The 25,290-nt window shown below is 38.0% G+C and carries 23 protein-coding genes; 6 read left to right on the forward strand and 17 right to left on the reverse strand.

The window, feature by feature from the left end; all coding sequences use genetic code 11:
* Positions 1-120: 120 nt before the first annotated feature.
* Together lptG and lptF are read right to left on the reverse strand one after the other, a co-directional pair.
* Positions 121-1,185: an LPS export ABC transporter permease LptG gene (lptG, locus tag RGQ13_RS15910; RefSeq protein WP_348390725.1), complete on the reverse strand. Its 1,065-nt coding sequence runs from the start codon at positions 1,183-1,185 to the stop codon at positions 121-123.
* Complete coding sequence (gene lptF / locus RGQ13_RS15915) at positions 1,185-2,294, reverse strand: LPS export ABC transporter permease LptF (RefSeq protein ID WP_348390726.1); 1,110 nt, start codon at positions 2,292-2,294, stop codon at positions 1,185-1,187. The genes lptG and lptF overlap by 1 nt, the downstream gene beginning before the upstream one ends.
* 269 nt (positions 2,295-2,563) lie before the next feature.
* On the opposite strand from lptF, the gene pepA reads away from it, so the two are divergent.
* The 4 genes from pepA to RGQ13_RS15935 all read left to right on the forward strand — a co-directional run bounded on the left by pepA (position 2,564) and on the right by RGQ13_RS15935 (position 8,665).
* Positions 2,564-4,069 carry a leucyl aminopeptidase gene (pepA, locus tag RGQ13_RS15920; protein ID WP_348390727.1) on the forward strand — a complete coding sequence of 502 codons (1,506 nt, stop codon included), beginning with the start codon at positions 2,564-2,566 and terminating at the stop codon, positions 4,067-4,069.
* A gap of 1 nt (position 4,070) precedes the next feature.
* Positions 4,071-4,532, forward strand: coding sequence for a DNA polymerase III subunit chi (locus RGQ13_RS15925; RefSeq protein ID WP_348390728.1), 462 nt, complete (start codon positions 4,071-4,073; stop codon positions 4,530-4,532).
* 14 nt (positions 4,533-4,546) lie between these two features.
* Positions 4,547-7,402 carry a valine--tRNA ligase gene (locus RGQ13_RS15930; protein ID WP_348390729.1) on the forward strand — a complete coding sequence of 952 codons (2,856 nt, stop codon included), beginning with the start codon at positions 4,547-4,549 and terminating at the stop codon, positions 7,400-7,402.
* A gap of 135 nt (positions 7,403-7,537) precedes the next feature.
* Positions 7,538-8,665 carry a DUF481 domain-containing protein gene (locus RGQ13_RS15935; protein ID WP_348390730.1) on the forward strand — a complete coding sequence of 376 codons (1,128 nt, stop codon included), beginning with the start codon at positions 7,538-7,540 and terminating at the stop codon, positions 8,663-8,665.
* A gap of 158 nt (positions 8,666-8,823) precedes the next feature.
* On the opposite strand, the gene RGQ13_RS15940 is transcribed toward RGQ13_RS15935, so the two are convergent.
* The 13 genes from RGQ13_RS15940 to RGQ13_RS16000 all read right to left on the reverse strand — a co-directional run bounded on the left by RGQ13_RS15940 (position 8,824) and on the right by RGQ13_RS16000 (position 20,244).
* Entirely contained in the window at positions 8,824-8,988 is a 165-nt protein-coding gene (locus tag RGQ13_RS15940; RefSeq protein ID WP_348390731.1) for a hypothetical protein, read from the reverse strand.
* 36 nt (positions 8,989-9,024) lie between these two features.
* Positions 9,025-9,408 carry a ribonuclease E inhibitor RraB gene (rraB, locus tag RGQ13_RS15945; protein WP_348390732.1) on the reverse strand — a complete coding sequence of 128 codons (384 nt, stop codon included), beginning with the start codon at positions 9,406-9,408 and terminating at the stop codon, positions 9,025-9,027.
* Between the two features lie 4 nt (positions 9,409-9,412).
* Entirely contained in the window at positions 9,413-10,162 is a 750-nt protein-coding gene (locus RGQ13_RS15950; RefSeq protein WP_348390733.1) for a 1-acylglycerol-3-phosphate O-acyltransferase, read from the reverse strand.
* A 182-nt stretch (positions 10,163-10,344) separates the two neighbouring features.
* Positions 10,345-12,609: a DNA topoisomerase IV subunit A gene (gene parC / locus RGQ13_RS15955; protein ID WP_348390734.1), complete on the reverse strand. Its 2,265-nt coding sequence runs from the start codon at positions 12,607-12,609 to the stop codon at positions 10,345-10,347.
* Positions 12,610-12,746: 137 nt separating this feature from the next.
* A complete protein-coding gene (locus RGQ13_RS15960) occupies positions 12,747-13,175 on the reverse strand; it encodes a VOC family protein (protein WP_348390735.1) in 429 nt (142 codons plus the stop codon).
* 287 nt (positions 13,176-13,462) lie between these two features.
* On the reverse strand, positions 13,463-13,999 hold the full coding sequence (locus tag RGQ13_RS15965) for a lipid-binding SYLF domain-containing protein (RefSeq protein WP_348390736.1): 537 nt from the start codon (positions 13,997-13,999) through the stop codon (positions 13,463-13,465).
* Between the two features lie 134 nt (positions 14,000-14,133).
* Positions 14,134-14,649 (reverse strand): hypothetical protein, encoded by a 516-nt coding sequence (locus RGQ13_RS15970; RefSeq protein ID WP_348390737.1) that lies wholly within the window; start codon positions 14,647-14,649, stop codon positions 14,134-14,136.
* A 358-nt stretch (positions 14,650-15,007) separates the two neighbouring features.
* A complete protein-coding gene (locus RGQ13_RS15975; protein ID WP_348390738.1) occupies positions 15,008-15,565 on the reverse strand; it encodes a lipid-binding SYLF domain-containing protein in 558 nt (185 codons plus the stop codon).
* Positions 15,566-15,780: 215 nt separating this feature from the next.
* The gene (gene parE / locus RGQ13_RS15980; RefSeq protein ID WP_348390739.1) at positions 15,781-17,670 is read right to left on the reverse strand and encodes a DNA topoisomerase IV subunit B; all 1,890 of its coding nucleotides are present in this window, start codon (positions 17,668-17,670) and stop codon (positions 15,781-15,783) included.
* Positions 17,671-17,741: 71 nt separating this feature from the next.
* Positions 17,742-18,329 (reverse strand): YqiA/YcfP family alpha/beta fold hydrolase, encoded by a 588-nt coding sequence (locus tag RGQ13_RS15985; RefSeq protein WP_348390740.1) that lies wholly within the window; start codon positions 18,327-18,329, stop codon positions 17,742-17,744.
* 18 nt (positions 18,330-18,347) lie between these two features.
* Positions 18,348-19,103 (reverse strand): metallophosphoesterase, encoded by a 756-nt coding sequence (locus RGQ13_RS15990; protein ID WP_348390741.1) that lies wholly within the window; start codon positions 19,101-19,103, stop codon positions 18,348-18,350.
* Between the two features lie 27 nt (positions 19,104-19,130).
* The gene (locus RGQ13_RS15995) at positions 19,131-19,580 is read right to left on the reverse strand and encodes a DUF1249 domain-containing protein (protein WP_348390742.1); all 450 of its coding nucleotides are present in this window, start codon (positions 19,578-19,580) and stop codon (positions 19,131-19,133) included.
* Between the two features lie 37 nt (positions 19,581-19,617).
* Positions 19,618-20,244 carry an NUDIX domain-containing protein gene (locus tag RGQ13_RS16000; protein ID WP_348390743.1) on the reverse strand — a complete coding sequence of 209 codons (627 nt, stop codon included), beginning with the start codon at positions 20,242-20,244 and terminating at the stop codon, positions 19,618-19,620.
* A gap of 159 nt (positions 20,245-20,403) precedes the next feature.
* On the opposite strand from RGQ13_RS16000, the gene tolC reads away from it, so the two are divergent.
* Positions 20,404-21,729 (forward strand): outer membrane channel protein TolC, encoded by a 1,326-nt coding sequence (gene tolC, locus RGQ13_RS16005; RefSeq protein WP_348390744.1) that lies wholly within the window; start codon positions 20,404-20,406, stop codon positions 21,727-21,729.
* A 178-nt stretch (positions 21,730-21,907) separates the two neighbouring features.
* Here tolC and hldE read toward each other — a convergent pair whose 3' ends face one another.
* On the reverse strand, positions 21,908-23,335 hold the full coding sequence (gene hldE, locus RGQ13_RS16010) for a bifunctional D-glycero-beta-D-manno-heptose-7-phosphate kinase/D-glycero-beta-D-manno-heptose 1-phosphate adenylyltransferase HldE (protein ID WP_348390745.1): 1,428 nt from the start codon (positions 23,333-23,335) through the stop codon (positions 21,908-21,910).
* A gap of 134 nt (positions 23,336-23,469) precedes the next feature.
* Here hldE and lpxL point away from each other — a divergent pair, with 134 nt between their 5' ends.
* Positions 23,470-24,408, forward strand: a complete 939-nt coding sequence (gene lpxL, locus RGQ13_RS16015) for an LpxL/LpxP family Kdo(2)-lipid IV(A) lauroyl/palmitoleoyl acyltransferase (RefSeq protein WP_348390746.1) — start codon at positions 23,470-23,472, stop codon at positions 24,406-24,408.
* Between the two features lie 93 nt (positions 24,409-24,501).
* Here lpxL and djlA read toward each other — a convergent pair whose 3' ends face one another.
* A complete protein-coding gene (gene djlA / locus RGQ13_RS16020; RefSeq protein ID WP_348390747.1) occupies positions 24,502-25,290 on the reverse strand; it encodes a co-chaperone DjlA in 789 nt (262 codons plus the stop codon).

Here is a 25,290-nt window from a genome sequence, read left to right on the forward strand (position 1 = left end):
TTGCTAAACTAAGCGAAATGCAGCCCAAACTACTCTCTAAAAAAGAACGCTGTCATCCTTGAGGAGCATAAGCGACATCAGGGACCTACTGACGCGCGCAGTGACTCCAAAAAGAATTTATTAAGCTTTGCGTCTTAGCAAATACACCGCCACCATTACAAATAACAAACTTGGTAGTACTGCGCCAATAATTGGTGGTAACTGAAATGTTTGACTAATAGAGCCAAACATACGGTTAGCAAAATCGTAAGCAATACCAGTACCTATGCCCATCATAATTCTGGCCCCCATGGATACAGAACGAAGTGGTCCAAAGATGTAAGACAAAGCTACTAATAACATTACCGCGACAGTAATTGGTTGCATCAGCTTGCGCCAAAATGCTAGTTCATAACGGCTAGTATCTTGGTTGTTTTCTTCTAAATAATCTAAGTAACTGATCAATCCTTGCACTGATAACGCTTCAGGCTTTACCGTTACTACACCCAACTTTTCCGGGGTGAGTGATGATTTCCATTCTTTAGTGCTTTCATTGGTATTATTGATACGTTGCTCTGCGAAATCAGAAACTTTAATATCATGCAATAACCAATGGTCTTCTACCCAATTTGCGCTTTTTGCGGTTAACCATTGCTGCATTTGTAGGTTTTGATCGAACTTATACAACGATATGTTTTTTAAAGTACCCGTGTCAGCTACCTCAGTAATATGCACAATAAGTTCGCCATCTTTAGCCCAAACACCACTTTTGGAAGATATTAAACTTCCCTCAGAAATCGCCTGCGCTCTTAACTCTCTAGCCGTAGCTTCACCTTGCGGAGCTAACCACTCACCCACCGCCATACTCATTAAAATCAAGATAGCCGCGGTTTTCATCACTGATTTAATTATTTGTATTTTTGATAAACCAGCCGCTTGCATTACCACCAATTCACTATTACTGGCCATCATGCCTAAACCAATTAAACCGCCAACTAGCGCGGCCATAGGAAAGAATATTTCTATGTCTCTTGGCATTGCATAGAAAGCATATAGAGCAGCATCGAGCAAATCATAACTACCACGACCAATCGCTCTCATTTGCTCGACGAACTTAATAATACTGCTTACGCTAACTAAAACTGCGAGAGTTAAAAAAGTTGTAGTTGCGATTATTTTGCCAATATAAATATCTAAAATACGCATTAGGTTTTGCTCCTAGACATTTTGGCTTTTAATCGTTTACCACTGCCTCGGCTTTTTATCAGTAAAGACCAGCCTAAAAATAGAGCGGTTAAATGAATTGGCCATAAGCCTACCTCAACAGCAATTTTACCGTCATCCATGGCCGATCGAGCGCTAGTCAACAAGATGAAATAGCCTAAAAACAACAATAGCGCAGGAAACATTTTGGCAAATTTACCTTGCCTTGGATTAACAACACTTAACGGTACTGCAATTAGCGTTAAAATAAATACAGAGATTGGAAATGAAAAACGCCATTGCACTTCAGCAGCAGCTTCATGAGAAGGGTTACTCAATAGCTGCAGGGTCGGAATAGCACTTAACTTACGTAAACGTTCTTCTACTTTTTGATCTTTAATTTGCATTTCATAATTAGCAAAAGATAGCGTTTGAAACTTATTATTTATATTATTTTTTTGATAACGGTTACCCATGTCTAAAATTAACCGATGGGCACCACTTTCATCTTCAATAACCTTGCCCTTTGCTGCATAAATAACATTGACTTGATCTTGCATACCATCATCATTCTTAGGGAGTTGTGCGACAAAGACCTTTTCTAATTCATTATTTTCATTTATTTTTTCTATAAATACTACGGCTTCATCGTTGTTAGTTTTTTGGAATCGCCCCGCCGACAATGCAGCAATACCAACATCTTTAGATAATTGTTCTTTTACTTGATACTCGGTTTCAGCGGCTAAAGGAGAAAGGTAAAGAGTGAATGCACCAGTAATAACTGCGGTGATAAATGCAATGACCAGCGTCACTCTAACTACATACCACTCACTAACACCACAGGCATGCAACACGGTCATTTCGTTTTCAGCGTAAATACGACCATAAGCCAGTAAAATACCAAGAAAAAGGCTAAGCGGTAAAAGGATGCCCATAAGGTGAGGAATAGTCAGCCCCATAAAGGTTAAAACCATTTGTGCAGGGAAGTCACCATCGGAAGCATCGCCAAGTATGCGCACAAATTTTTGGCTAATGAATATGGTCATCAACACAAAGAAAACACCTAGTTGTGTTCTGCCTACTTCATTTAACAAATATCGAAAAATAATCACTGATTTAATCCAAAAAACTTAGTTTTTTTCTGACAACTGGGCAATTTTTGAGTAAACTTACCGTTTTTATATATAATTAATTTTGGCTACGATTAGTAATCAAAATGCAACAGCGCTGAATCTAGCTATAATAATAGCCTAAACAGCCAGAATAAAAACGAAAGGCCTTATTTAGTCTATCTGCTAAAGGCAGATTTTAGCAAGTTGAAACTGACAAATAAGCCAAAAACAAGCAATTAAACATAAAGTAAGTATAAATAGGAGTGTTCATGGAGTTCAGTGTAAAAAGTGGCAGCCCAGAAAAACAACGCAGTGCCTGCATCGTAGTTGGTGTGTATGAGCCACGTCGTTTGTCAGCTGTAGCTGAGCAACTTGATGAGATCAGTGGTGGTTATATTTCTAACCTATTGCGTCGCGGTGATCTAGAAGGTAAATCAGGTCAGATGTTATTATTACATCAAGTACCTAATATTCTTAGCGAACGCGTTTTGTTGGTCGGTTGTGGTAAAGAACGTGAGCTCGATGAACGCCAATATCGTCAAATTATTAGTAAAACAATCAGCACTCTTAATGAGACAGGTTCAATGGAAGCAGTTTGTTTCTTATCTGAACTTCATGTAAAGGGTCGTGATACTTACTGGAAAGTACGTCAAGCAGTTGAAGCCACTCAAGATTGTTTATACAGCTTTAATAGCTTAAAAACTCGTAAAGAAGAAGCACGTCGTCCGCTTCGTAAAATTGTATTCAATGTGCCAACTCGTCGTGAATTACCTATGGGTGAGCGTGCAATAAACCACGGTTTAAGCATTGCTGCTGGTATCAAAGTATGTAAAGACGTAGCTAACTTACCACCTAATATCTGTAATCCAGCGTATCTTGCTGAGCAAGCTCGAGAGCTAGCGACTAACAATGACAAAGTAAATACTCATGTCGTTAATGAAGCTGAAATGGAAAGCTTAGGAATGGGCTCATACCTTGCAGTGGGCCGTGGTAGTGTGAACGAATCTTTAATGAGCGTAATTACCTACAATGGCGCTGGTGATGACTCAAAACCTATCGTTCTTGTCGGTAAAGGATTAACGTTTGACTCAGGTGGTATTTCATTAAAACCAGGCGAAGCCATGGATGAAATGAAATATGACATGGGCGGCGCAGCTGGTGTACTAGGTGCAATGAATTCATTAGTGCAACTAGATTTACCAATTAACGTTATTGGTGTATTAGCCGGTTGTGAAAACATGCCTGATGCTAACGCTTATCGTCCTGGTGATGTACTAACAACAATGTCAGGCCAAACTGTAGAAGTATTAAATACAGATGCCGAAGGTCGTTTAGTTCTTTGTGATGCATTAACTTATGTTGAACGTTTCGAACCAGAGCTTGTTGTAGATGTTGCGACATTAACAGGTGCTTGTGTTATTGCTTTAGGTGCGCATGCAACTGGCTTATTAAGTTCTCATAATCCGCTTGCTCATGAGCTATTAAATGCTTCAGACCAAAGTGGCGATAGAGCTTGGCGTTTACCATTATGGGACGACTATGCTGATCAACTAGACAGCCCGTTTGCAGATTTTACTAACTTAGGTGGGCGCGCAGCAGGTACCATTACTGCAGGCTTATTCTTATCCAAGTTTACTAAAAAGTATCATTGGGCTCACTTAGATATTGCCGGTACTGCATGGCGTGGCGGGGCTAATAAAGGCTCAACAGGTCGCCCGGTTAGCATGCTTACCCAGTTCTTGTTAAACCGAAGTGGTCAAGAGCAAGGCGAATAACATGACAAGTCAGGTTTTCTTCAATTTACTCGACGCAAACAGCGACATTGAAAGTGAACAAGATCACCTGTCTGGCTATTTAAACTTGGCCTGTGTAAAAGCAGCAAGTTTTTATCGCCAAAATAAACGGGTTTTTATCTTTTGTGATGACCAACAAATGGCGCACAAAATTGATGAATTATTGTGGGCGTTTGATGCCAACAGTTTTGTACCACATAATTTACCTGGTGAAGGTTTACATAGTGGTTCACCCGTTGAAATAAGTTGGCAAGCGCCAACGAACAACCGAAATATATTAATTAATTTGTCTAGCCAAGTACCAAGCTTTGCCAGTCAATTTTCACAAATCATCGACTTTGTACCGACAGACGAAGCGCTAAAAAAATTAGCTAGGTTGAGATATCGTGCATATCAACAACTTGGCTTTAATGTAAGCGCAACTCCGGCTGTACAAGCTGCGTAAATAAATAGAAGACCATGGAAAAAACATTTAATCCTGCTGATATCGAACAAACACTTTACTCTTCTTGGGAAGAGAAAGGTTATTTTAGTCCTACTACCGAAGGTGATGGCTACTGTATTGCTATCCCACCACCTAATGTAACGGGTAGCCTCCATATGGGCCATGCCTTTCAACAAACGATCATGGATACTTTAATCCGTTATCAACGTATGCAAGGTAAATCTACCCTTTGGCAAACAGGTACAGATCACGCGGGTATAGCTACGCAAATGGTGGTTGAACGTAAAATTGGCGCCGAAGAAGATAAAACACGTCATGACTATGGTCGTGATGCATTTATCGATAAGATTTGGGAATGGAAAGAAGAGTCAGGCGGCACAATAGGCAAACAAATGCGTCGCTTGGGTAACTCTATCGATTGGGGTCGTGAACGCTTTACTATGGATGCAGGCATGAGTAATGCCGTACAAGAAGTATTCGTACGTTTATATGAAGATGACCTTATATACCGTGGCAAGCGCCTAGTTAACTGGGATCCAAAATTGCACACTGCAATTTCAGATTTAGAAGTTGAAAACAAAGACAAAAAAGGCCACATGTGGCATTTCCGTTATCCACTAGCTGATGGTGTTAAAACAGCTGATGGTAAGGATTACATTGTTGTAGCAACCACTCGTCCAGAAACAATGCTTGGCGACACAGGCGTAGCAGTAAACCCTGATGACGAACGTTATAAAGACTTAATTGGTAAAAACATTTTATTGCCATTAGTAAATCGTTTAATTCCAATTGTTGGCGATGAACATGCTGATATTGAAAAAGGTACGGGTTGTGTAAAAATCACTCCTGCCCATGATTTTAACGATAATGAAGTTGGTAAACGTCATTCATTACCACTAATCAATATTTTTGATAACAATGCGAATATTTTATCTGCAGCTGAAATTTATGCCAACAACGGTGAAGTTTCTACCGCTTACAGTCCTGCACTTCCGCAAGAGTTTGCCGGTATGGACCGTTTTGTTGCTCGTAAAGCGATTGTGGCAAAATTTGAAGAACTTGGTCTATTAGATGAAGTTAAAGATCATGATTTAACTGTGCCTTTTGGTGATAGATCTGGCGTGGTTATTGAACCATTACTTACTGATCAATGGTACGTGCGTGCAGAAACATTAGCTCAACCAGCAATTAAAGCGGTTGAAGATGGCGATATTGAATTTGTTCCTAAGCAATATGAAAACATGTACTTTGCTTGGATGCGTGATATTCAAGATTGGTGTGTATCTCGTCAACTTTGGTGGGGTCATAGAATTCCAGCCTGGTATGACAATACTGGCCGTGTTTATGTAGGCCGTAGCGAAGATGAAGTACGCGCTAATAATAACTTAGACACCTCAGTAACACTGTCTCAAGATAATGATGTATTAGATACTTGGTTCTCTTCTGCACTTTGGACTTTCTCAACATTGGGTTGGCCAGATAACGAAGAAGCGATGAAGAAATTCCATTCTACTGATGTATTAGTAACTGGTTTTGACATTATTTTCTTCTGGGTTGCCCGCATGATAATGATGACCATGCACTTTGTTAAAGATGAAGATGGCACACCACAAGTACCTTTTAAAAAGGTTTATGTAACTGGCCTTATTCGTGATGAAAATGGCGATAAGATGAGTAAATCAAAAGGCAACGTAATCGATCCATTAGATATGATCGACGGCATTGGTTTAGAAGAGTTACTGGAAAAACGTACTGGTAATATGATGCAGCCAAAGCTTGCACAAAAAATTACTAAGTTAACCAAAAAGGAGTTCCCTGAAGGCATTGAAGCCCACGGAACTGATGCATTGCGCTTTACTTTAGCAGCATGTGCATCAACTGGTCGTGATATCAGTTGGGACATGAAACGTCTTGAAGGTTACCGTAACTTTACTAATAAATTATGGAATGCCAGCCGTTATGTATTAATGAATACTGAAGAGCATGACTGTGGTGTAGCCGGTGGTGAGATGGAGTTATCTCTTGCTGACCGTTGGATCATTGGGCAATTTCAACAAACAGTGAAAACCGTGCATGAAGCATTCGATTCTTTCCGTTTCGATATAGCCTCACAAGCATTATATGAATTTACTTGGAATCAGTTCTGTGACTGGTACTTAGAATTAACTAAGCCGGTATTGTTTAAAGGTAATGATGCGCAACAACGTGGCACTCGCCATACTCTAGTTACCGTTTTAGAAGCATTACTTCGTTTAATGCATCCAATCATGCCTTACATCACCGAGACCATTTGGCAACGTGTTGTACCCCTTACTAATGCTAACTTCAGTGAAGACAGCATTATGGTACAAAGCTTCCCACAATTTGATGAAAGCCAACTAGATCAGCAAGCGATTAGCGATTTAGAATGGGTAAAAAGTTTCATTATTGCTATTCGTAATATCCGCGGTGAAATGGACATTGCTCCGAGTAAACCCTTACCAGTTTTCCTGAAGGGTGTAGATGCAGAAGATGCTCGTCGTTTACAAGATAACAAGCCATTTTTAAGCGCTCTAGCTAAACTTGAGTCTATTGAAGTGTTGTCTGACAATGATAATGGTCCAGTTTCGGCAACTGCGGTAATTGGTGACATGAGCGTGCTTATTCCAATGGCGGGTTTAATTGATGTTGAAGCGGAGCTAGCGCGTTTAAGTAAGGCGGTTGAAAAGCTTGAAAAAGATGTAGCTCGTACTCGTGGTAAATTGAGCAACGATAATTTTGTTAGTAAAGCACCTGCTGCGGTAATAGCTAAAGAGCAAGAAAAACTAGCCGAAGCTGAATCTATGCTAGCGAAATTAGCTGAACAAAAACAGACGATTGCCAACCTGTAATTTACTAGTGAATAACGTCTAGTTTACTTCTAACAGCTAAATTAAGGTCAGTTTTATACTGGCCTTTTTTTTTGCCTTCACTCAAGTTATAGTAGTCTGATACACCTTGATAATAATGATTAATCCGTAGTTAATATGAAATTAAAATCCAAGCTCTCTTCCGCTATATTATTTGCGACTATGGCAAGTACTACTTTGCCTTGTTTAGCTAATGCAGAAGAAATCTCAGTAGCACCAGAGTGGCCAATTAATGTTCCTACTGTCCCGAAAGAATTTGATTGGATATTGCTAAAAAATGGTGAGCTAGTTGCTGGTGATATCATTTCCATGTATCAAGATGAAGTCGAGTTTGATAGTGATGAATTTGGTATTGTTACCATTAAAATGAAAGACATCGCCCAGCTTAGATCAAAAGATGTAATGAGTATTCGACTGGATAATGATGAGATCCATGAAGGACAATTAATTGTCACTGAAGACAAAGTGTCATTTATTGATAGACCAGAAGTATCAATTCCAAGAAGTACCTTATTAACCGTTGCTGCATCAGAGCATAGTGATGAGAGTTTATGGGATGGTAATATAAGCTTAGGTATGAATTTTAAAAGTGGTAACTCAGAGCGTTTTGATTATACCCTGCAGGCCAACGCCAGACGAATGACATCAACATCAAGAACGATGCTAAATTACACTGGAATTTTTGCTGAAGTTGAAGACCCTGACACGGGTGAAACAGTTAAAACAGAAGAAAACCATCGTTTCAATGCTTCATACGATTGGTATTATTCAAGAGAATACTTTTTCCGTTTACCCAGCTTTGAATACTACACCAATGAGTTTACCAATATTGAGCACCAAGTCACTTTAGGTGTCGCCGCTGGTTATATTATTTATGACGAACCAGATTCAAAATGGGATGTATACGCTGGTCCAAGTGTTCAATATACAACTTTTGAACAAGTTGCTGTAGATGAAAAAGAAGATGACACTACACCAGTTTTAATTATTGGTACTAATTATGAACGCGATATAACCGACGATATTGAATATGTATTTCAATATAATGCAAAATTTGTTAGTGAAGAGTCTGGCTCAGTAATTCATCATTTAGAGACAGGTATTGATATTGAAGTTGTTAAAGATTTTGATATTGAATTAAAAGCGATAATTGATCGAGTAGAAGATCCTATTCCAGATGAAAATAACGTGCTGCCTGAAAATGACGATATTCTATTAATTGTCGGTTTAGAATATTCGTTTTAAAGTTCTAAAAGTTCTAAAAGTTCTAAAAGTGTGAACATATTTTAGAACGAGACATATAAAAAGTACAAAAAAAGCGCTTAGTTGCGCTTTTTTTTGTTCACGGATGAACTATATGCAGAATAACAAAGGAAGGTATATATTCTATTTTGTGGAAAAATTTATTCATTTGCATCAGGGTCGATACCATTACGTATCTTTTCCATACGTTCTAGGTGTTGATGATGAGCTTTCAATGCTTTATTACCAAAAATAGCAATAATGGCTATTACAGGAATTAATAATGCCAATATCTGTGGTTGAAATACCTTAGCTATCCAATCCATAATACCCTCGCAATTATTTTAGTGAATAAGGAAGACTTATTCTTCGAAATAAGTTCCCCAACCATCGTAATCTACATTACACTTTTTCGCCAGTTCAAACATCGCTTTGGTTTCAATCTTGATATCTTCTTCATCGAGATATTGTTCAGTTGTAATGTCAAACGCAAAAACACGGGCACCATTTTCTAATACGGCTTCTTCTGGCTCTTCTACTTCTAAACCCAGTTTAAAAGCAGCAATTGCAGCAGACTCAAGAACTTCAAAGCTTGAACTGGCAAAGTGATGTTCAATAGTATGCATTGCTTCATCGTTTGAGCCATCTTCAAGTAACTCATTTACTAACGCTTCTGTGTGCGCGTACCACTCTTGTAATTCGTTTAACTCTGCTTCATTTAATGTTACGTCGCTTTGCTCAGTCATCTGTTTATCCTGCTTTTGCTGTTTCTACATTAATTAATTCGTTGCCCGCTTCAATACTAATATCAGTAATTTTATCAAGCATCAATTCATGGGTACTATTAGCAATATGACGAATTGACTCACGGGAGCCTTCATCGATGTTAATTGGATCCATAAATTCAATTATCATTTTACCGTTATCCCAACGGTTCAAATCAACCATATTGTGAGTATTACTGACACATACCGGCACTATTGGAACGCCAGCTTGCTTTGCAGTATGAAAAGCTCCGGTTTTAAAAGGTAACAAACCACGGCCATAACTACGCGTTCCCTCAGGGAAGAGCCATACCGAAATTTTTCGTTCTTTAATTTTATCGGCTGTCGCAGAAATGGTGCCATGGGCTTTAGAGCGATTATTTCGATCAAGTAAAATATTTCCAGTGAACCAATACATTTGCCCAAAAAATGGGATCAAACGTAAACTCTTCTTACCAACACTTACTGTGCGTTTAGGTAAGCTAGCGCTTACTGTAAAAATGTCATAATTATTTTGATGATTAGCAACATAGACAACAGGACCTAATTCTTCTATTTCTTTTGGCATTTTGATCTCGACATCAATACCAAAAATTTTTGCTAATGCGCCAACAAACTTAGCCGTATAATGTGCTTTATTGCGGTTAAACGGTATTAACATACACATAAAAATTGATACAGTACAAATCACTAAAAGTGCAATGGTTACTAATAAAATACGAACAGCTGCTAACACGTTGTGCCTCATAAAAATCGATAAAACAGAATAAGGGCGCAATTATACACACAATTAGTTAAGACTGCTAAATTCAATGTAGTAACCAAGCTAATTGAATTCCACTCTTCCTTCCCAAAAGTAGAATACCCCTGAAATAGAAATATTTCAGGGGTATTAAATGGGTAAATTATGAGATTTTATTAAGTATCAGACTCAGCGCCAACTGTAATGCTTTCTACGCGTTGTAAACCACGAGGAAGTTTATTCCCTCTACGGCCTCGCTCACCTCGATAATGTTCTAAATCGCTCGGTTTAAGCGTTAATTTACGCTTACCAGCATAGAGCGTTATTGGATCATCCAAACCAATAATATTCAAAATAGTGACATATTCTTCACGAGCTTTTGCACGCGCAGTAGGGATGCCAATAATTTTATTACCCTTACCTTTACTTAGCTGTGGCAAATCTTTTAACGGAAATAATAACATTCTTCCTTCAGTCGTAATGGCAAGACATAACTGGTTGTCAATATCATTAACTTCTACTGGCGTTAAAACATGAGCGCCTTGAGGTAAGCTCAATAATGCTTTACCGTTTTTATTTTTCGAAACCATATCAGTAAAATTACCAATAAAACCATAACCGCTGTCAGAAGCTAATAAGTATTTTTGCTCATCGCTAGCCATCACCACTTGCTTAAAGGTTTCACCGGCAGTTAAATTGAAACGACCAGTTAATGGTTCCCCTTGGCTTCTTGCAGAAGGTAAGGTATGCGCATCGGTGGCAAATGCCCTGCCGCTAGAATCTATGAATACTGCGGGACTATTGCTCCGTCCTTTGGCTGAACATAAATATTCATCGCCCGCTTTATAACTTAAGCCTGGTGCATCAATATCGTGACCCTTTGCAGCTCTTGCCCAACCTTTTTCAGACACCACAACAGTTACAGGCTCTGATGGCATTAAATCTTTTTCGTTTAGTGCTTTAGCTTCACCACGTACAATCAGTTTCGAGCGACGATCGTCACCATAATCTTTTGCAGCAGCTAGAATTTCTTTTTTCATTAGCGTATTCATCCGCGCTTTAGAGCCTAATGTTAGCTCTAACCAATCACGTTCGGTCGCTAATTCATCTTGCTCTGCACGGATTTTAAACTCTTCAAGTTTTGCTAATTGGCGTAATTTTATTTCTAAAATTGCTTCTGCTTGCGTTTTACTTAATGAGAAGCGGCTCATCAACTCCGCTTTAGGATCATCGTATTCACGAATAATCGCAATTACTTCATCAATATTTAGATAAGCAACCAATAAACCATCTAGAATGTGCAAACGAGCTAATACTTTATCTAAACGATATTGTAATCTTCTGCGAATAGTTTCACGACGATACTCAATCCATTCAGCTAAGATTTGTTTTAAATTTTTAACCGCTGGACGATTGTCCAAACCTATCATGTTTAAGTTAACACGATAGTTTTTTTCTAAGTCTGTTGTGGCAAAAAGGTGCTGCATTAATTGTTCAATATCGACACGGTTTGAACGAGGTATGATCACTAATCGTGTTGGATTTTCATGATCAGACTCATCTCGCAAATCAACTACCATTGGTAGTTTTTTGGCAGTCATTTGTGCGGCAATTTGCTCTAATATTTTTCCGCCAGAGGCTTGATGAGGCAATGCGGTGATAACAACATCACCTTGCTCGACATCATAGACCGCACGCATTTTGATGCTACCACGACCTGTTTGATATATTTTTTCAATATCATTTTTAGGAGTAATAATTTCTGCATCAGTAGGGTAATCTGGCCCTTGAACATGCTCAAGTAATTCACTTAATTCTGCTTTCGGTTGTTCAATTAAATGTACACAAGCATTAGCCATTTCACGGGCATTATGCGGAGGAATATCTGTTGCCATACCAACAGCAATACCGGTAATGCCATTAAGCATAATATGAGGTAAACGAGCCGGCAGTGTTTTTGGCTCTTTCATCGTGCCATCAAAGTTTGGTGACCAATCAACAGTGCCTTGGCCAAGCTCAGATAATAGTAATTCACTAAATTTTGATAATTTCGATTCGGTATAACGCATTGCGGCAAACGATTTAGGATCGTCTGGTGCACCCCAGTTACCTTGACCATCAACTAATGGGTAGCGATATGAAAAAGGCTGGGCCATTAATACCATAGCTTCATAACAAGCTGAGTCGCCATGTGGGTGAAATTTACCTAACACATCACCGACTGTACGGGCTGATTTTTTATATTTAGCTCCGGCATGCAAGCCGAGTTCGCTCATTGCGTAAATGATCCGTCGTTGCACAGGTTTCAAACCATCACCAATATGTGGTAAGGCTCGATCCATGATCACGTACATAGAGTAGTTTAGGTAGGCATCTTCAGTAAATCGTCTAAGTGGGAGTTGTTCAATCCCATCTAAACTCAATTCGATCGCATCAGACATAACGAATAGTGTTCCCTTTAATGGCAGTACAATCTGCTAGCTAGTTTGTTATTATTATAATTAACTTGGTTATATAACTACTTTATCGCAATTTTGATATACACAAAATAGAAATTGTGAATAAATTATGAATTACGCTATTTTTTACCGTATATTTTCTCGGCAAGTTCCACATCCCAAAAACTTGCCTCAATTTTATGGCCATCAAGGTCTACTACGAAGCAGCCATAATATGGTTCACCATATTCGCTTCTAGGCCCAGGTTTACCATTACAAGTTGCACCAAGCGCTAAAGCTGAACGATAAAACTCTTGCACTTGTGCTTTATTTGTAGCCATAAAACCAATATGTGAGCCGTTTCCAACCGTAGCTGTATTTTGATCAAAAGGAATTTGCAGCCAAAATGTTGGGTAGCCATTTTTACCATAGGCCACTGCTTGTTCATGCTCAACCACACGATCAATATCTAAGATAGGCAATAATGCATCATAAAATACTGTTGCTTGTTGTAATTGATTGGTGCCAATAGATATATGGCAGAGGGTTTTATCAGCTTGTGTAATCATTTTCAGCCTCGAAATAAGTGTACTGTATCGTATTGTACTACAAATCTAGGCTTGAACTGATTCAGTAAATAGTATTTTCATAATGCAATGTTTCGAAACAATTAACCCCGTCATTGCGGCGAACTAGTGCAGGATGCACGTAGGTAGAGTAATGCATGGAGCAATTACCGAGGCCGCAACCTCGTTTCGGATATAACAAGCCTTTAAACGATAGACCACAGTATGCTCAAGGAGGTCCCGTGTAAAAGCATCACGGGATGACGGTGAACTGTTTATAGAGCTCTAAGTTAATTCAAATGTTCGCTTTTGGAGAAGCGAGTACCCTTCAACATAGCGTGTAAATTTACGCCGGTTTTTGTTGATTGGTATAGAGTTATATCGCCAATTTCCTCTCCATTTACAATAGAGCCATTACCGCTTGCATCAACTTCATTATCAAAAATCCAGCCTTCTTCGGTAAATTTTTCTAAAGACTCTATGGTATTAAATACCAAAATTGTATTTACATCTTTACCGCCGATCCCTACACCAACGCCACTCTCAAATACGTCCATATAAGTTCTTTCACCAGTTTCGTTATTATAAACCGCACCATGACCAGTCCCGGTAGATACAACCAATAGGTTAACTTCTGCAGTACTGAATACTGCAAATCCTGGCGCATCATTAATTTCGGTTAATGCCCCTGGGCTAATTTCTTCAATATTACTGATTTGATTCATATGATTATTAGCCATTGAGTATCTTGTATCAGCAATAGATGAACAACCGGAAACGGCAATAGCAATAGCAATAGCAATGAATAGTGAAAAAATTGTTTTCATAAAGCACCTTACTTTTTAGATTGTTTTTTTATCCTAAATGTATAAGGTAATTATAAATTTTATTGAAAAATTAAGATCAGTAGATTTGTTAGTGTTATGTTTCTTAAATGTAACTCTGAAATAATAAATAGTGACTAATTTAACCTGTCACTTTGCCAAAATCGTGCACTTTCAACAGAGATTAATGTAGCTTGCCCGTCTATGTTAACTTGATAAATTTTGATTGCTCTTGCATTTAAGCTGATTCTAGGATGTAAATCCATCAAACTCTTATCATTAATAATCTTGGCATAAGTGATAAAACTTTGTATTTCAGCATCATTTAAAAACAACACGATGAATCGACTATTTGGTTTACTCACCAATTCAGTATCTGCGAGCAAGTAATAATTAGCACCATTAACATTATTATGAATAACGCCAACACCTAGACCTTCTGGCAGTTTAATTTTGTTATTTTTTTGATTTGAAAATATAGCATAGCCAGAAACGGCCCTTAATTTTTGAATTAAATCAGGTTCAACTTTGTCAATTTGAGCAATAGTTGAATCACGTATATTTAATATCTCAGCTCTTTGATGACCCGCAGGTGGTCCTGAACTTGTACAAGCCCATAAAGTTAATATTAGAGATAAAACAATATACTTCATTTATAACCTTCAAATTTTAATAACTGTTATAAAATTTTAGCACTGCAGAAGATAAACCTTTCATGGCATTTCTGCATATAGCTCTTCCCTGAGTATTATAAACCTAAAACCATCCATGGTGGTTTGCAATCCTTCATCCTTGAAGTAAAACAGAAAATACGCCATTTTCAATAAGGATATTGTATATGCCGCGCTAACATGGATGTTAATGAGCGGTCCCTGGCATTTCTGTATATAGCTCTTCCCTGAGTATTACAAACCTAAAACCATCCATGGTGGTTTGCATTCCTTCATCCTTGAAGTAAAAAATGGTAACCATTTTCATGATCACCATTTCAATATTTCGATTAATCTTGAATTAATTTAATTCATCATTTTTAACGTATTTGGTGCCTTTAACAGTGGCTTGTAATGCTAAGCCAGTTTCAGTTAACTGGTATACCGTTATATCGCCAATAGTAACACCACCACCAACTTCACCACCTTTTTCATCAGCTTTAGCTGCAGCATCTGCTTCAGCGCCAAAAGCCCAACCTTCTTCAACAAACATATTCATCGACTTGGCAGTATTGAATACAAACACCGCTCTAAAGTCTTTAGCGCCTAGGCCGAAACCTAGACCACCTTCATACATATCCATATAGGTTTTAGCGCCAGTTTGATTATTATTTACCACACCATAACCACCACCAGCGGCAACAAAAATAAGATTAATTTGGGCATTACTAAACGTTGCATAACCTGGAGCAGACTTGATGTGGGCCATAGCCCCAGGGCTTGCCTTTTCTACGTCAGCAATTACTTGGTTATTCATAGCTGCAATTGCAGATTTTTGTTCGGCTGGTGTATCACCGGTAGCTGAACAAGCGGATAAAACTAGAGCGGTGAGTATTACAAATAATTTTTTCATCAACATTACCTTTTTATTATTACTTTAACCTTCAGCGAATTTATTAAATAACTCACTGAATTAACTAAACTTGTTAACTAGTATAGTTGTTAATCAGATGTTGTCTGTATGTAAATAGTGTTAATTTGTAAAAAAAGTGTAATTGGGGATATATATGAAGTTGGAGCCTAGGCAATACGGGGATTGCCTAGGGCTCTAATATTTACTAAAGTTTTAATTTATCAGTCAAAGTCGACTAAATTTCCTTTATCTTGCAACCATTCTTTTCGATCGCCAGCGCGCTTTTTCGATAACAACATGTCCATCAGTTCCATAGTTACATCAAAATCATCAACCGTAAGTTGTACTAAACGTCTGGTGTTTGGATCCATAGTGGTTTCACGAAGTTGTAATGGGTTCATTTCACCCAAACCTTTAAATCGTTGTACGTTAACTTTACCGCGCTTTTTCTCAGCTTCAATTCGGTCAAGCACGCCATCTTTTTCTTGCTCATCTAAGGCATAGTAAACTTCTTTTCCAATATCAATACGATATAAAGGTGGCATGGCAACAAATACATGACCAGCTTGCACTAATGGTAAAAAGTGCTGGGTGAATAAAGCACAAAGTAATGTGGCAATATGTAAACCATCGGAGTCGGCATCCGCTAAAATACAAATTTTTCCATATCTTAACGTTGATAAATCTTCCGAGTCAGGATCAATCCCTAAAGCAACAGAAATATCATGAATTTCTTGCGACGCTAAAATTTGCCCTGATTCGACCTCCCAAGAATTTAGGATTTTACCGCGTAAAGGCATAATCGCTTGAAAATCTCTATCACGAGCCTGTTTAGCACTACCGCCAGCAGAGTCACCTTCGACTAAAAATAATTCGGTACGTTCAGGCTCGGCAGAACCACAGTCGGTTAACTTTCCTGGTAAGGCTGGGCCTTGTGTTACTTTTTTACGAACTACCTTTTTACTAGCTCGCAATCGACGTTGCGCGTTCGATATACAAAATTCTGCAAGTGCTTCCGCAACTTCTGTATGTTCATTGAGCCATAAACTAAATGAATCTTTTACTACGCCCGAGACAAAGGCTGCACATTGACGTGATGATAAACGTTCTTTAGTTTGTCCTGCAAATTGCGGGTCTTGAATTTTTACCGAGAGGATATATGAACATTTATCCCAGATATCATCAGGGGTTAATTTTATACCGCGCGGAGTTAAGTTTCTAAATTCGCAAAACTCTCGCATAGAGTCGAGCAAGCCTTGACGCAATCCATTTACATGGGTACCACCTTGAATGGTAGGAATTAAGTTAACATAACTCTCACCAACACTTTCACCGCCTTCAGGTAACCAACACACAGCCCAATCTACAACTTCATGCTTCGATGAAAATGCGCCAATAAACGGTGAATCAGGTAAACAAATATTATCTTTTAGTGCTTCAACTAAGTAATCTTTTAAACCATTTTCATAACACCATTGATGTTTAGTGTTAGAGACTTTGTCATTAAATTTAATATTTAAGCCAGGACAAAGTACCGCTTTCGCTTTTAAAATATGAATAAGTTTAGAAACTGAGAATTTGTGCGAATCAAAATAACTGGCATCAGGCCAAAAACGAACTCTAGTACCGGTGTTGCGTTTACCAACCTCACCAACAACAGTTAAATCAGAAACTTTTTCGCCATGTTCAAAAGCCATCTCAAACACTTGTTGATTTCGCTTAACAGTAACTTCAACACGGTTAGATAATGCATTTACAACGGATATACCTACACCATGTAAACCACCAGAAAACTGATAGTTATCACCAGAGAATTTACCACCTGCGTGCAATCGGCAAAATATTAATTCAACGCCAGGTACACCTTCTTCAGGATGTATATCAGTAGGCATACCACGACCATCATCAATAACTTCTAATGATTGATCTTCGTGCAGGGTAACCTGAATATTTTGGGCATGGCCGGCTAATGCTTCGTCGACAGAGTTATCGATTACCTCTTGACCAAGATGGTTAGGACGTATGGTATCAGTGTACATTCCCGGACGGCGACGTACTGGATCTAAGCCACTTAATACTTCAATGGATTCGGAGTTATATTGATCAGTCATGAATTCTTCTAGTTATTTTATTTTCGATAACAACGTTTATATTTTTACTTTAGTTAACCATTTGAATCAAGTTAACTGTTCGGTTTATTTAGCTGAAAAAAATTAACAATATCGGGTAGCATTTTGCTAAAGTTAATAAAGCTATGATCGCCATCTTGTTGTACGCAAAGTTGGCTTTGCTGGTATTTATCAACTGCTTGTTGATAATCTAACACTTCATCACCTGTTTGTACCATAACTAAAAAGTTTTTTGCGTTAATTTTATCTATTTCAAATTTCTTTAAGTGCTGCATATGTTCAACAGTTACTCGATACACTTCATTGGTATATGGGTTGGTTTGCTCACCAAGAATATCTTCTAATAATTCATAAGGTTTTACTGCAGGATTTATCAGTACAGCTTTAAAATTGTATTTATCAGATAAGTAGGTTGCAAAATAACCGCCAAGAGATGAGCCAGTCAAATACCACTGGCATTGCAAATCTTCTTCAATAATATTGCTTAATTGCTTTATTGCAGCATTAGGATTTGATAATAATTGCGGACAAATAACCTCAACATTAGGAAAGTATTGTCGTATATATTGCTTTGTAATTTGTGCTTTTAGAGATTGTGGTGAGCTGTTAAAACCATGGATCACCAGTATTTTTTTCTTCATTTTAATTCTGCTAACTATTTATTTTGATAAATGATTAATGGAGGTTTCTATACGACCATTAGAAAACAACTTTAATAAACGATAACCAGGCCCTATATTTAACGCGGCAACACTATCAACTTTAGGGTCAAATTGAATAGACGTAGCAGGGCAAGTGTATAGTGGTGCAGAATGTAGATCATCTTCGGCTATATTTAAGCCTCGGTGTATGTGACCACAACAAATTGCTTTTATTGAGCTATTTTGGCTAACTGCTCGCCAAAATTCCATCTGATTTTTAAGACCATGTTTATCAATAAAGTAGTCAACATCAATAGCGTGATGATGCATGAAAATTAAGGTATTTTCACTTTCCGTACTGATATTTCGAATTCTATTTAGTTGTGTTTCGCTTACCAAACCTGCCGGAGTTGAACTTTTAGAATCGATTAACTGTAAGCACCAATCATTGATTATTATATTTTTGTCTTGTTGAATATTTTTTGCGGTTAGGTGCTCACTTAACAACTGAAATTCATCGTGATTTCCCGCTAACCAATAAACAGGACAACTAAGGTTGCTCTCAATAACAGCTTGGTTAAATAATTGATAAGATGCAACGCTATGATCTTGAGTTAGGTCTCCGGTAAAGATTGCAGCATGCAAATAATCTATATTAGCAAGCTGTGCAAGTACTCTAGATAAATTTGTAAAAACATTATGACCATAATGCATACCATCTTTTGTCGAAAACAAATGGCAATCAGAAAATTGGGCGATAGTTACATGATTCATGGATATTTTAGCTTTTATATTTTAATACTATTTTATTTTCACTTGTATATTAGCTTTACCTTCAGTTAAGCATAGGTGAAGCCATTCAGTGAGAAAGTGTTGAGTTTGCTGCTTTTCATCAGGTAAGTGCATTTCCTGATTGGGGTAATCATATCGAGGTTTAATTTGTTTAATATATTGGTTTTCTATGACTTCAGCTAGACGAGCATCATGATAAATGCGTATCGTCATGCTTGGCTTTGGCAAGTGTACTTTGCTAGATAAAGATTCGGCTTGGCTAATAAGCTGTTTAAACTCGACTAAATGGGTATATTTAGTTTTCTCTATGATAGCTACTTTATATTCAAGTACATCGGTGATAAAAAAATATCGCTCATCAGAAACCTCATCTATATCCCCTAATAAGCGGGTTAATAGCATATAGTTTTTCTCAAACGATTGATCAAGCCCTTTTAAACTGGGGCGATATTTAGCCATTTATATAGATATCCAATAATTTATACTGATAATAAATTTAAACGAGCAGCTTATGATTTAATGCCAGCCACTGTAACCCGATAATTGTTGATGCATTATTGATTTTACCATCATTTAATAAATAAAGGGCTTCATCTAAAGTCATTAAATGTGACTTTATATCCTCATTTTCTTCTTCAAGACCTGAAATCGTTCCGTTAACTACATTAGAAAGATCCATTAAAGCTACATACATGTATAATTTTTCACTTGTCCCCCCCGGGCTTGACAAGTAATTCATGACATGGCGCAATTGGCTTTTATCAACAGTAAGGTTTGCTTCTTCTTCTGCTTCTCTAATAGCTACATCTATTGGGCTTTCATTTTCGGCAAACATACCGGCAATAAATTCAAAACACCAAGGGCAAGGCTCAGTTCGAATTGCACCAGGGCGAAATTGTTCTATTAATAATAATTTTTTGTTAACCGAATCGTACGGAATTAACACAACAGCATCACCACGTTCAAAAACTTCCCTAGAAATTAAATTTCCCCACTGTTCATTAAATAATCTATGTTTAATTTGATATTGATCAATACGAAAAAAGCCCTGGTACTTAATATCGCGTGCCTTAACGGTGACATCGTCAGAACAATATTGTGTAATTTTGTAACTTTTACGCATATTTTGTAATACTCTTTAGCTATAACAATGTGTTACAAAAAAATTCTGTTACACTTTAGTCAAGGTGAATTGATTTATTATTGTTCAGCATAGCATTAAAAACCGCTACACTAACTAGCAAATATAACGCAGTTTGTGTAACTAATGGAAAAGAAACTCATGACAAACAAACTTAACTCTTTATTTGTTGGTGTTGTGTTAGCTAGTACTAGTTCAGTAGTAGCCGCGCAAGATTTACAAGAAATATACCAGTTAGCACTACAAAATGATCCAACGTCATTAAAAGCTGAAGCTCAGTTTAAATCGGCGCAAGAGATAATTGAACAATCTCGTTCAGTGTTAATGCCACAATTAAATGCTATTGCCTCTTTCGGCACACAAGAAGTTGAAATTGATGGTACAACATTCCAAGACTCTGAAACCACTAGAGTTGCTTTAAACTTGAATATGCAACTTTATCATCACAATAGCTGGTTAGGTTTAGATACGGCGAAAAAACGTGCGCACCAAAGTGATATCAACTATCAGTTTGTTAAACAACAATTGATCACTCGCGTAACCGAAGCCTACTTTAATGTATTAGCCGCTTATGATGGATTAGACTTTGCCCAAGCGGAAAAGAAAGCCATTGAACGTCAATTAGAACAAACTAAACAACGATTTTCTGTTGGCTTAACTGCTATCACCGATGTTCATGAAGCACAGGCTCAATTTGATAACTCTATTGCTGAAGAAATTCGCGCGCAAAACTCGGTTTATACCACAGAAGAAATTCTTCGTGAAATCACTGGCTCTTACCCAAGAGATTTAAACGTGTTAAACACCGAACGTTTTAGTGCCGTTATGCCAACGCCAAGCACGGCTAATGACTGGCAAAAAATGGCGGAAGCAAAGAACTTACAATTAATTTCACAAAAAATTAGCATGGATATATCAAAAGAAGCCATTGATATCGAAAGTGCCGGTCATTTACCGACTCTTAGCTTAACCGCAAGTATTGGTCAAAGTGATATTGATGATGATTACGCAGCATTAACCTCTTATGAGCAAGATGATCAATCAATCGGTATTCAATTAAATGTACCAATTTATTCTGGTGGCAACACCAGTTCAAAAGTTCGTGCTGCTCAACATGACTACGTAGCCGCAAGTCAAGATATGCAGATTACTTATCGTGGTATAGTGCGTGAATCTCGTAATTCATACAATACTATCGTTGCAACAATTTCAGGTGTTAAAGCGTTTGAGCAGTCGGTAATTTCAGCTGAAAGTGCGTTAAAAGCAACTGAAGCAGGTTTTGAAGTTGGTACTCGTACTATTGTTGACGTATTAGAAAGCACGCGTAACTTATATAATGCTAAGCGTAATCTATCGACTACTCGTTACCAATACATTACTAACATGCTGCGTTTAAAAGAAGCTGCGGGTACAATTTCAGAGCAAGATATTGCTGCAATCAACCAAGGTTTATCGGTAGCACAATAACTTTACTAAAGTTTTTAAAGAAGAAAGGCGACTCTAGAGTCGCTTTTTTGTTGTTCTGAACTTGATTAGCTCGAATTTATTTGAACGTTATATAGAGACCCTGAAACGAGTTCAGGGCTAACCTCGTTCCTAAACCTTAAGACCCTGAAACGAGTTCAGGGCTAGCCTCGTTCCTCGGCTAGTCTTCTAAACGGATAGTATTAATTATTTCGGTGGTTGAGATACCTTCTTCAAAGTTAAGCACTTGTACTTCTCCGCCAGCAGCTATAACTTCTTTACCGCCAGCAATATCTTCAACTTTATAATCACCGCCTTTAACCAAAATGTTTGGTAATAAGTTGGCAATTAATCGTTGTGGTGTGTCTTCTGAAAAATTTACCACCCAATCAACTGCACCTAAGCCCGCTAAAACAGCCATACGCCTGTCCATCGGATTCACCGGACGTCCACTTCCTTTTAGGCGCTTAACCGAGTCATCGTCATTAATAGCAACAATTAATCTATCACCTAATTTACCAGCATGGCTTAAATAAGAAACATGGCCCGCATGTAAAATATCAAAGCAACCATTAGTCATAACCACTTTTTCACCACGCTGCTTGGCTTGTGTGATCATTATTTTTAATTGCTCTTCACTTACCACACCTGAACCACTTTCTTGACCTGAGGAAATCGCTTGGGCTATCTCAACTTCACTAACGGTTGATGTACCAATTTTACCAACCACTACACCGGCAGCAATATTAGCTAACGCGCTAGCTTCACTAAAAGAAGAACCCGCGGCAATGGACAAGGCTAATGTAGCGATAACAGTATCGCCAGCACCGGTAACATCGTAGACTTCCTGTGCTTGCGTAGGTAAATGTAACTCTTCTTCATTTGCTCTAATTAAAGTCATACCATGTTCTGAACGAGTTACTAACAATGCTTGCAAATCAAGTTCAGCAAGCAACTTTTGTCCTTTTGCTACTAACTCAGTTTCATCCTTACAAGGTCCAACGACTCCTTCAAACTCAGATAAGTTTGGTGTGATCAAAGTTGCACCTTTATATTTTGAAAAATCAGAGCCTTTTGGATCAACCAGAACTGGTATATCGTTTTTCTTTGCTAAGGCAATTATTTCACTTACGTTGGATAACGTGCCTTTATCGTAATCAGATAACAATAGCAGGTGATGCTGCATGATGTTTTGCTCTACTAAATTATTAAGTTCAGTTTTATCTAAATGATGAAGTGATTCTTCAAAGTCTAAACGAAGTAATTGTTGATTACGGCTTAATACTCTTAACTTAGTAATAGTGGGAACATCAATGCTACGAGAAAATTTACAAATAACATCCATCGCGGATAAATTAGTATCTAAGCTTTCGGCAACATCATCATCACCAGTAAGCCCCGAAAGCGTTACTTGCCCACCAAGGCTGGCAATATTTAATGCCACGTTGGCAGCACCGCCGGGTCTATCCTCATGATTATTAATCTTAACCACAGGTACTGGCGCTTCAGGTGAAATTCTACCTGTAGAACCAGACCAGTAACGGTCTAACATTACGTCACCAACGACTAGAACTCTGGCTTGATTAAAATTTGGGATATCTACTTTCATACTGGTTTCCAAAATGGATATAATAGCTGAATATACAGAATACTAGCTCGATACTTCAACTGACGCCTAGACAGGCAATTATTTGTGTTATTGAGTATAGTGTAACATAAGCTTTTCAGTGAGTTGATGAAACCTTGAGCAAAAACAAAGTTATACAAGAAAAATTTAAACTTAGCTTCCTATTGCCAAAATATTGGCTGACTTGGTGTGGCGTTTTAATTTTATACACCATTTCCTGGTTACCTTATAGAATGCAACTTGCCATGGGCCGTATTGTTGGCCGCTTAATGATGAAGGTTAGTGGCACACGATTAAAAGTAGCCAAGAAAAATATAGATGTTTGTTTCCCACAACTTTCTGAACAAGAACGTCTGATAATGCTTAAAAAGAATTTTGAAAATACTGGTATTGGCTTATTTGAAACAGGTATGGGCTGGTGGTGGCCAGATTGGCGGGTTAAACGAAAAATTAATGTTTCCGGTTTAGAGCATTTGGAACAAGCAAAAGCTGATGGCAGCGGCATATTATTGCTTACGTTGCATTACCTAAGCTTAGAATTTTCAGGACGTGCAACTGGTCATGTTCATCCAACCGTAGCTTTTTATCGTCCCAACCATAATGAATTAATGGAGTATTTTCAGCATAGCGGTCGTTCCCGTTCTAACAAATACATGATCGACAAAACTGACGTTAAAGGCATGATAAAAGCGCTTCGAGCAAAAGAGACTTGTGTTTATTTACCCGACCAAGATTACGGCCGAAAACGTTCCATTTTTGTACCTTTTTTTAATGTAGAGCACACAGCCTCAACTATTGGAACTATGTTGTTCGCTAAAGTTAAAAATGTAAAAACGGTAATGTTGATCCCTAGACGTTTACCTGATGATAGTGGCTATATTCTTGAATTTTTACCGGCACTTGAAAACTTTCCAAGTGGTAATGATGAACAAGATATTATCAAAATAAATCAGCTCGTAGAACAGGCTATTATGCGCGAGCCAGATCAATACATGTGGCTGCATCGTAGATTTAAAACCCGGCCGAATAAAACTGATCCTAAGTTTTACGATTAAAAACAACTAGGGTCAGAGTCAAATTATTTAATTTAAAAAGGGGTCAGTACCCTTTACTACTTAAACTAGTAAAGGGTACTGACCCCTTTTTATTTATTTTTGTGCTGAAATTAATTCATATGCGGCTTGAATGTCTTGTGCTTTTTGTTTCGCATCTTCCATCAACTCTGGCGGTAAACCTTTGGCAACAAGTTTATCGGGGTGATGCTGAGACATTAATTTTCGATAGGCCTTTTTAATCTCTTTATGATCTGTATTAGCGGTAACACCCAGTATTTTGTAAGCATTTTCCAGTTGACTTTTCGCTTGCTGAGGGGTTTGATTCCCCCCTTGATGGAACTGCTCACCTGCAACAATTCTATCTAACAGAAAGTCTAACTCACGAGCCGATATACCTAAACTTCTCGCTATCTTGTGGAGAATTTGGCGTTCTTTAGGATGCAGTTCTCCGTCAGCAAATGCAGCCTGAATTTGAATTTCAATAAACATTTGCAATAAATCATGTCGACCAAAACAAGAGCTTTTTAGTTGTCTTAATTGCTTGTCTAACTCAAAAAATTCCTGCTTACCTTCATTAAACGCCTGCCTGGCAATCGTTTGGGTATCTTGATTTAACCCCCAACGTTTCATCGCGCCGTTGGCAAAGGCAATTTCGTCTTCTGTGACCCGCCCACTTGCTTTAGTTATGTGGCCCATTACCGAAAAAGTAGCCTTAAAAAAAGCATTTTGACGATCACTGTCATTTTGTTTATTAAAGGCATTGAAGTCCATGCTCATACCTTGGTCAAATTTATGGCCTATCCATAAACCAAATATTGCACCAAAAGGTCCGCCAGCAAAAAAGCCTAGCGCAAAGCCTAAAATTTTTCCCCCAATTTGCAT

This window comes from Thalassotalea psychrophila, from assembly GCF_031583595.1.
Classification (GTDB): Bacteria; Pseudomonadota; Gammaproteobacteria; order Enterobacterales; family Alteromonadaceae; genus Thalassotalea_A; species Thalassotalea_A psychrophila.

What these genes read in the sequence shown, in the direction of transcription:
- lptG (WP_348390725.1), bottom strand. Translation starts at nt 1,185, where the DNA reads ATGCGTATTTTAGATATTTATATTGGCAAAATAATCGCAACTACAACT.
- pepA (WP_348390727.1), top strand. Translation starts at nt 2,564, where the DNA reads ATGGAGTTCAGTGTAAAAAGTGGCAGCCCAGAAAAACAACGCAGTGCC.
- RGQ13_RS15925 (WP_348390728.1), top strand. Translation starts at nt 4,071, where the DNA reads ATGACAAGTCAGGTTTTCTTCAATTTACTCGACGCAAACAGCGACATT.
- RGQ13_RS15930 (WP_348390729.1), top strand. Translation starts at nt 4,547, where the DNA reads ATGGAAAAAACATTTAATCCTGCTGATATCGAACAAACACTTTACTCT.
- RGQ13_RS15935 (WP_348390730.1), top strand. Translation starts at nt 7,538, where the DNA reads ATGAAATTAAAATCCAAGCTCTCTTCCGCTATATTATTTGCGACTATG.
- RGQ13_RS15940 (WP_348390731.1), bottom strand. Translation starts at nt 8,988, where the DNA reads ATGGATTGGATAGCTAAGGTATTTCAACCACAGATATTGGCATTATTA.
- rraB (WP_348390732.1), bottom strand. Translation starts at nt 9,408, where the DNA reads ATGACTGAGCAAAGCGACGTAACATTAAATGAAGCAGAGTTAAACGAA.
- parC (WP_348390734.1), bottom strand. Translation starts at nt 12,609, where the DNA reads ATGTCTGATGCGATCGAATTGAGTTTAGATGGGATTGAACAACTCCCA.
- RGQ13_RS15960 (WP_348390735.1), bottom strand. Translation starts at nt 13,175, where the DNA reads ATGATTACACAAGCTGATAAAACCCTCTGCCATATATCTATTGGCACC.
- RGQ13_RS15965 (WP_348390736.1), bottom strand. Translation starts at nt 13,999, where the DNA reads ATGAAAACAATTTTTTCACTATTCATTGCTATTGCTATTGCTATTGCC.
- RGQ13_RS15970 (WP_348390737.1), bottom strand. Translation starts at nt 14,649, where the DNA reads ATGAAGTATATTGTTTTATCTCTAATATTAACTTTATGGGCTTGTACA.
- RGQ13_RS15975 (WP_348390738.1), bottom strand. Translation starts at nt 15,565, where the DNA reads ATGTTGATGAAAAAATTATTTGTAATACTCACCGCTCTAGTTTTATCC.
- parE (WP_348390739.1), bottom strand. Translation starts at nt 17,670, where the DNA reads ATGACTGATCAATATAACTCCGAATCCATTGAAGTATTAAGTGGCTTA.
- RGQ13_RS15985 (WP_348390740.1), bottom strand. Translation starts at nt 18,329, where the DNA reads ATGAAGAAAAAAATACTGGTGATCCATGGTTTTAACAGCTCACCACAA.
- RGQ13_RS15990 (WP_348390741.1), bottom strand. Translation starts at nt 19,103, where the DNA reads ATGAATCATGTAACTATCGCCCAATTTTCTGATTGCCATTTGTTTTCG.
- RGQ13_RS15995 (WP_348390742.1), bottom strand. Translation starts at nt 19,580, where the DNA reads ATGGCTAAATATCGCCCCAGTTTAAAAGGGCTTGATCAATCGTTTGAG.
- RGQ13_RS16000 (WP_348390743.1), bottom strand. Translation starts at nt 20,244, where the DNA reads ATGCGTAAAAGTTACAAAATTACACAATATTGTTCTGACGATGTCACC.
- tolC (WP_348390744.1), top strand. Translation starts at nt 20,404, where the DNA reads ATGACAAACAAACTTAACTCTTTATTTGTTGGTGTTGTGTTAGCTAGT.
- hldE (WP_348390745.1), bottom strand. Translation starts at nt 23,335, where the DNA reads ATGAAAGTAGATATCCCAAATTTTAATCAAGCCAGAGTTCTAGTCGTT.
- djlA (WP_348390747.1), bottom strand. Translation starts at nt 25,290, where the DNA reads ATGCAAATTGGGGGAAAAATTTTAGGCTTTGCGCTAGGCTTTTTTGCT.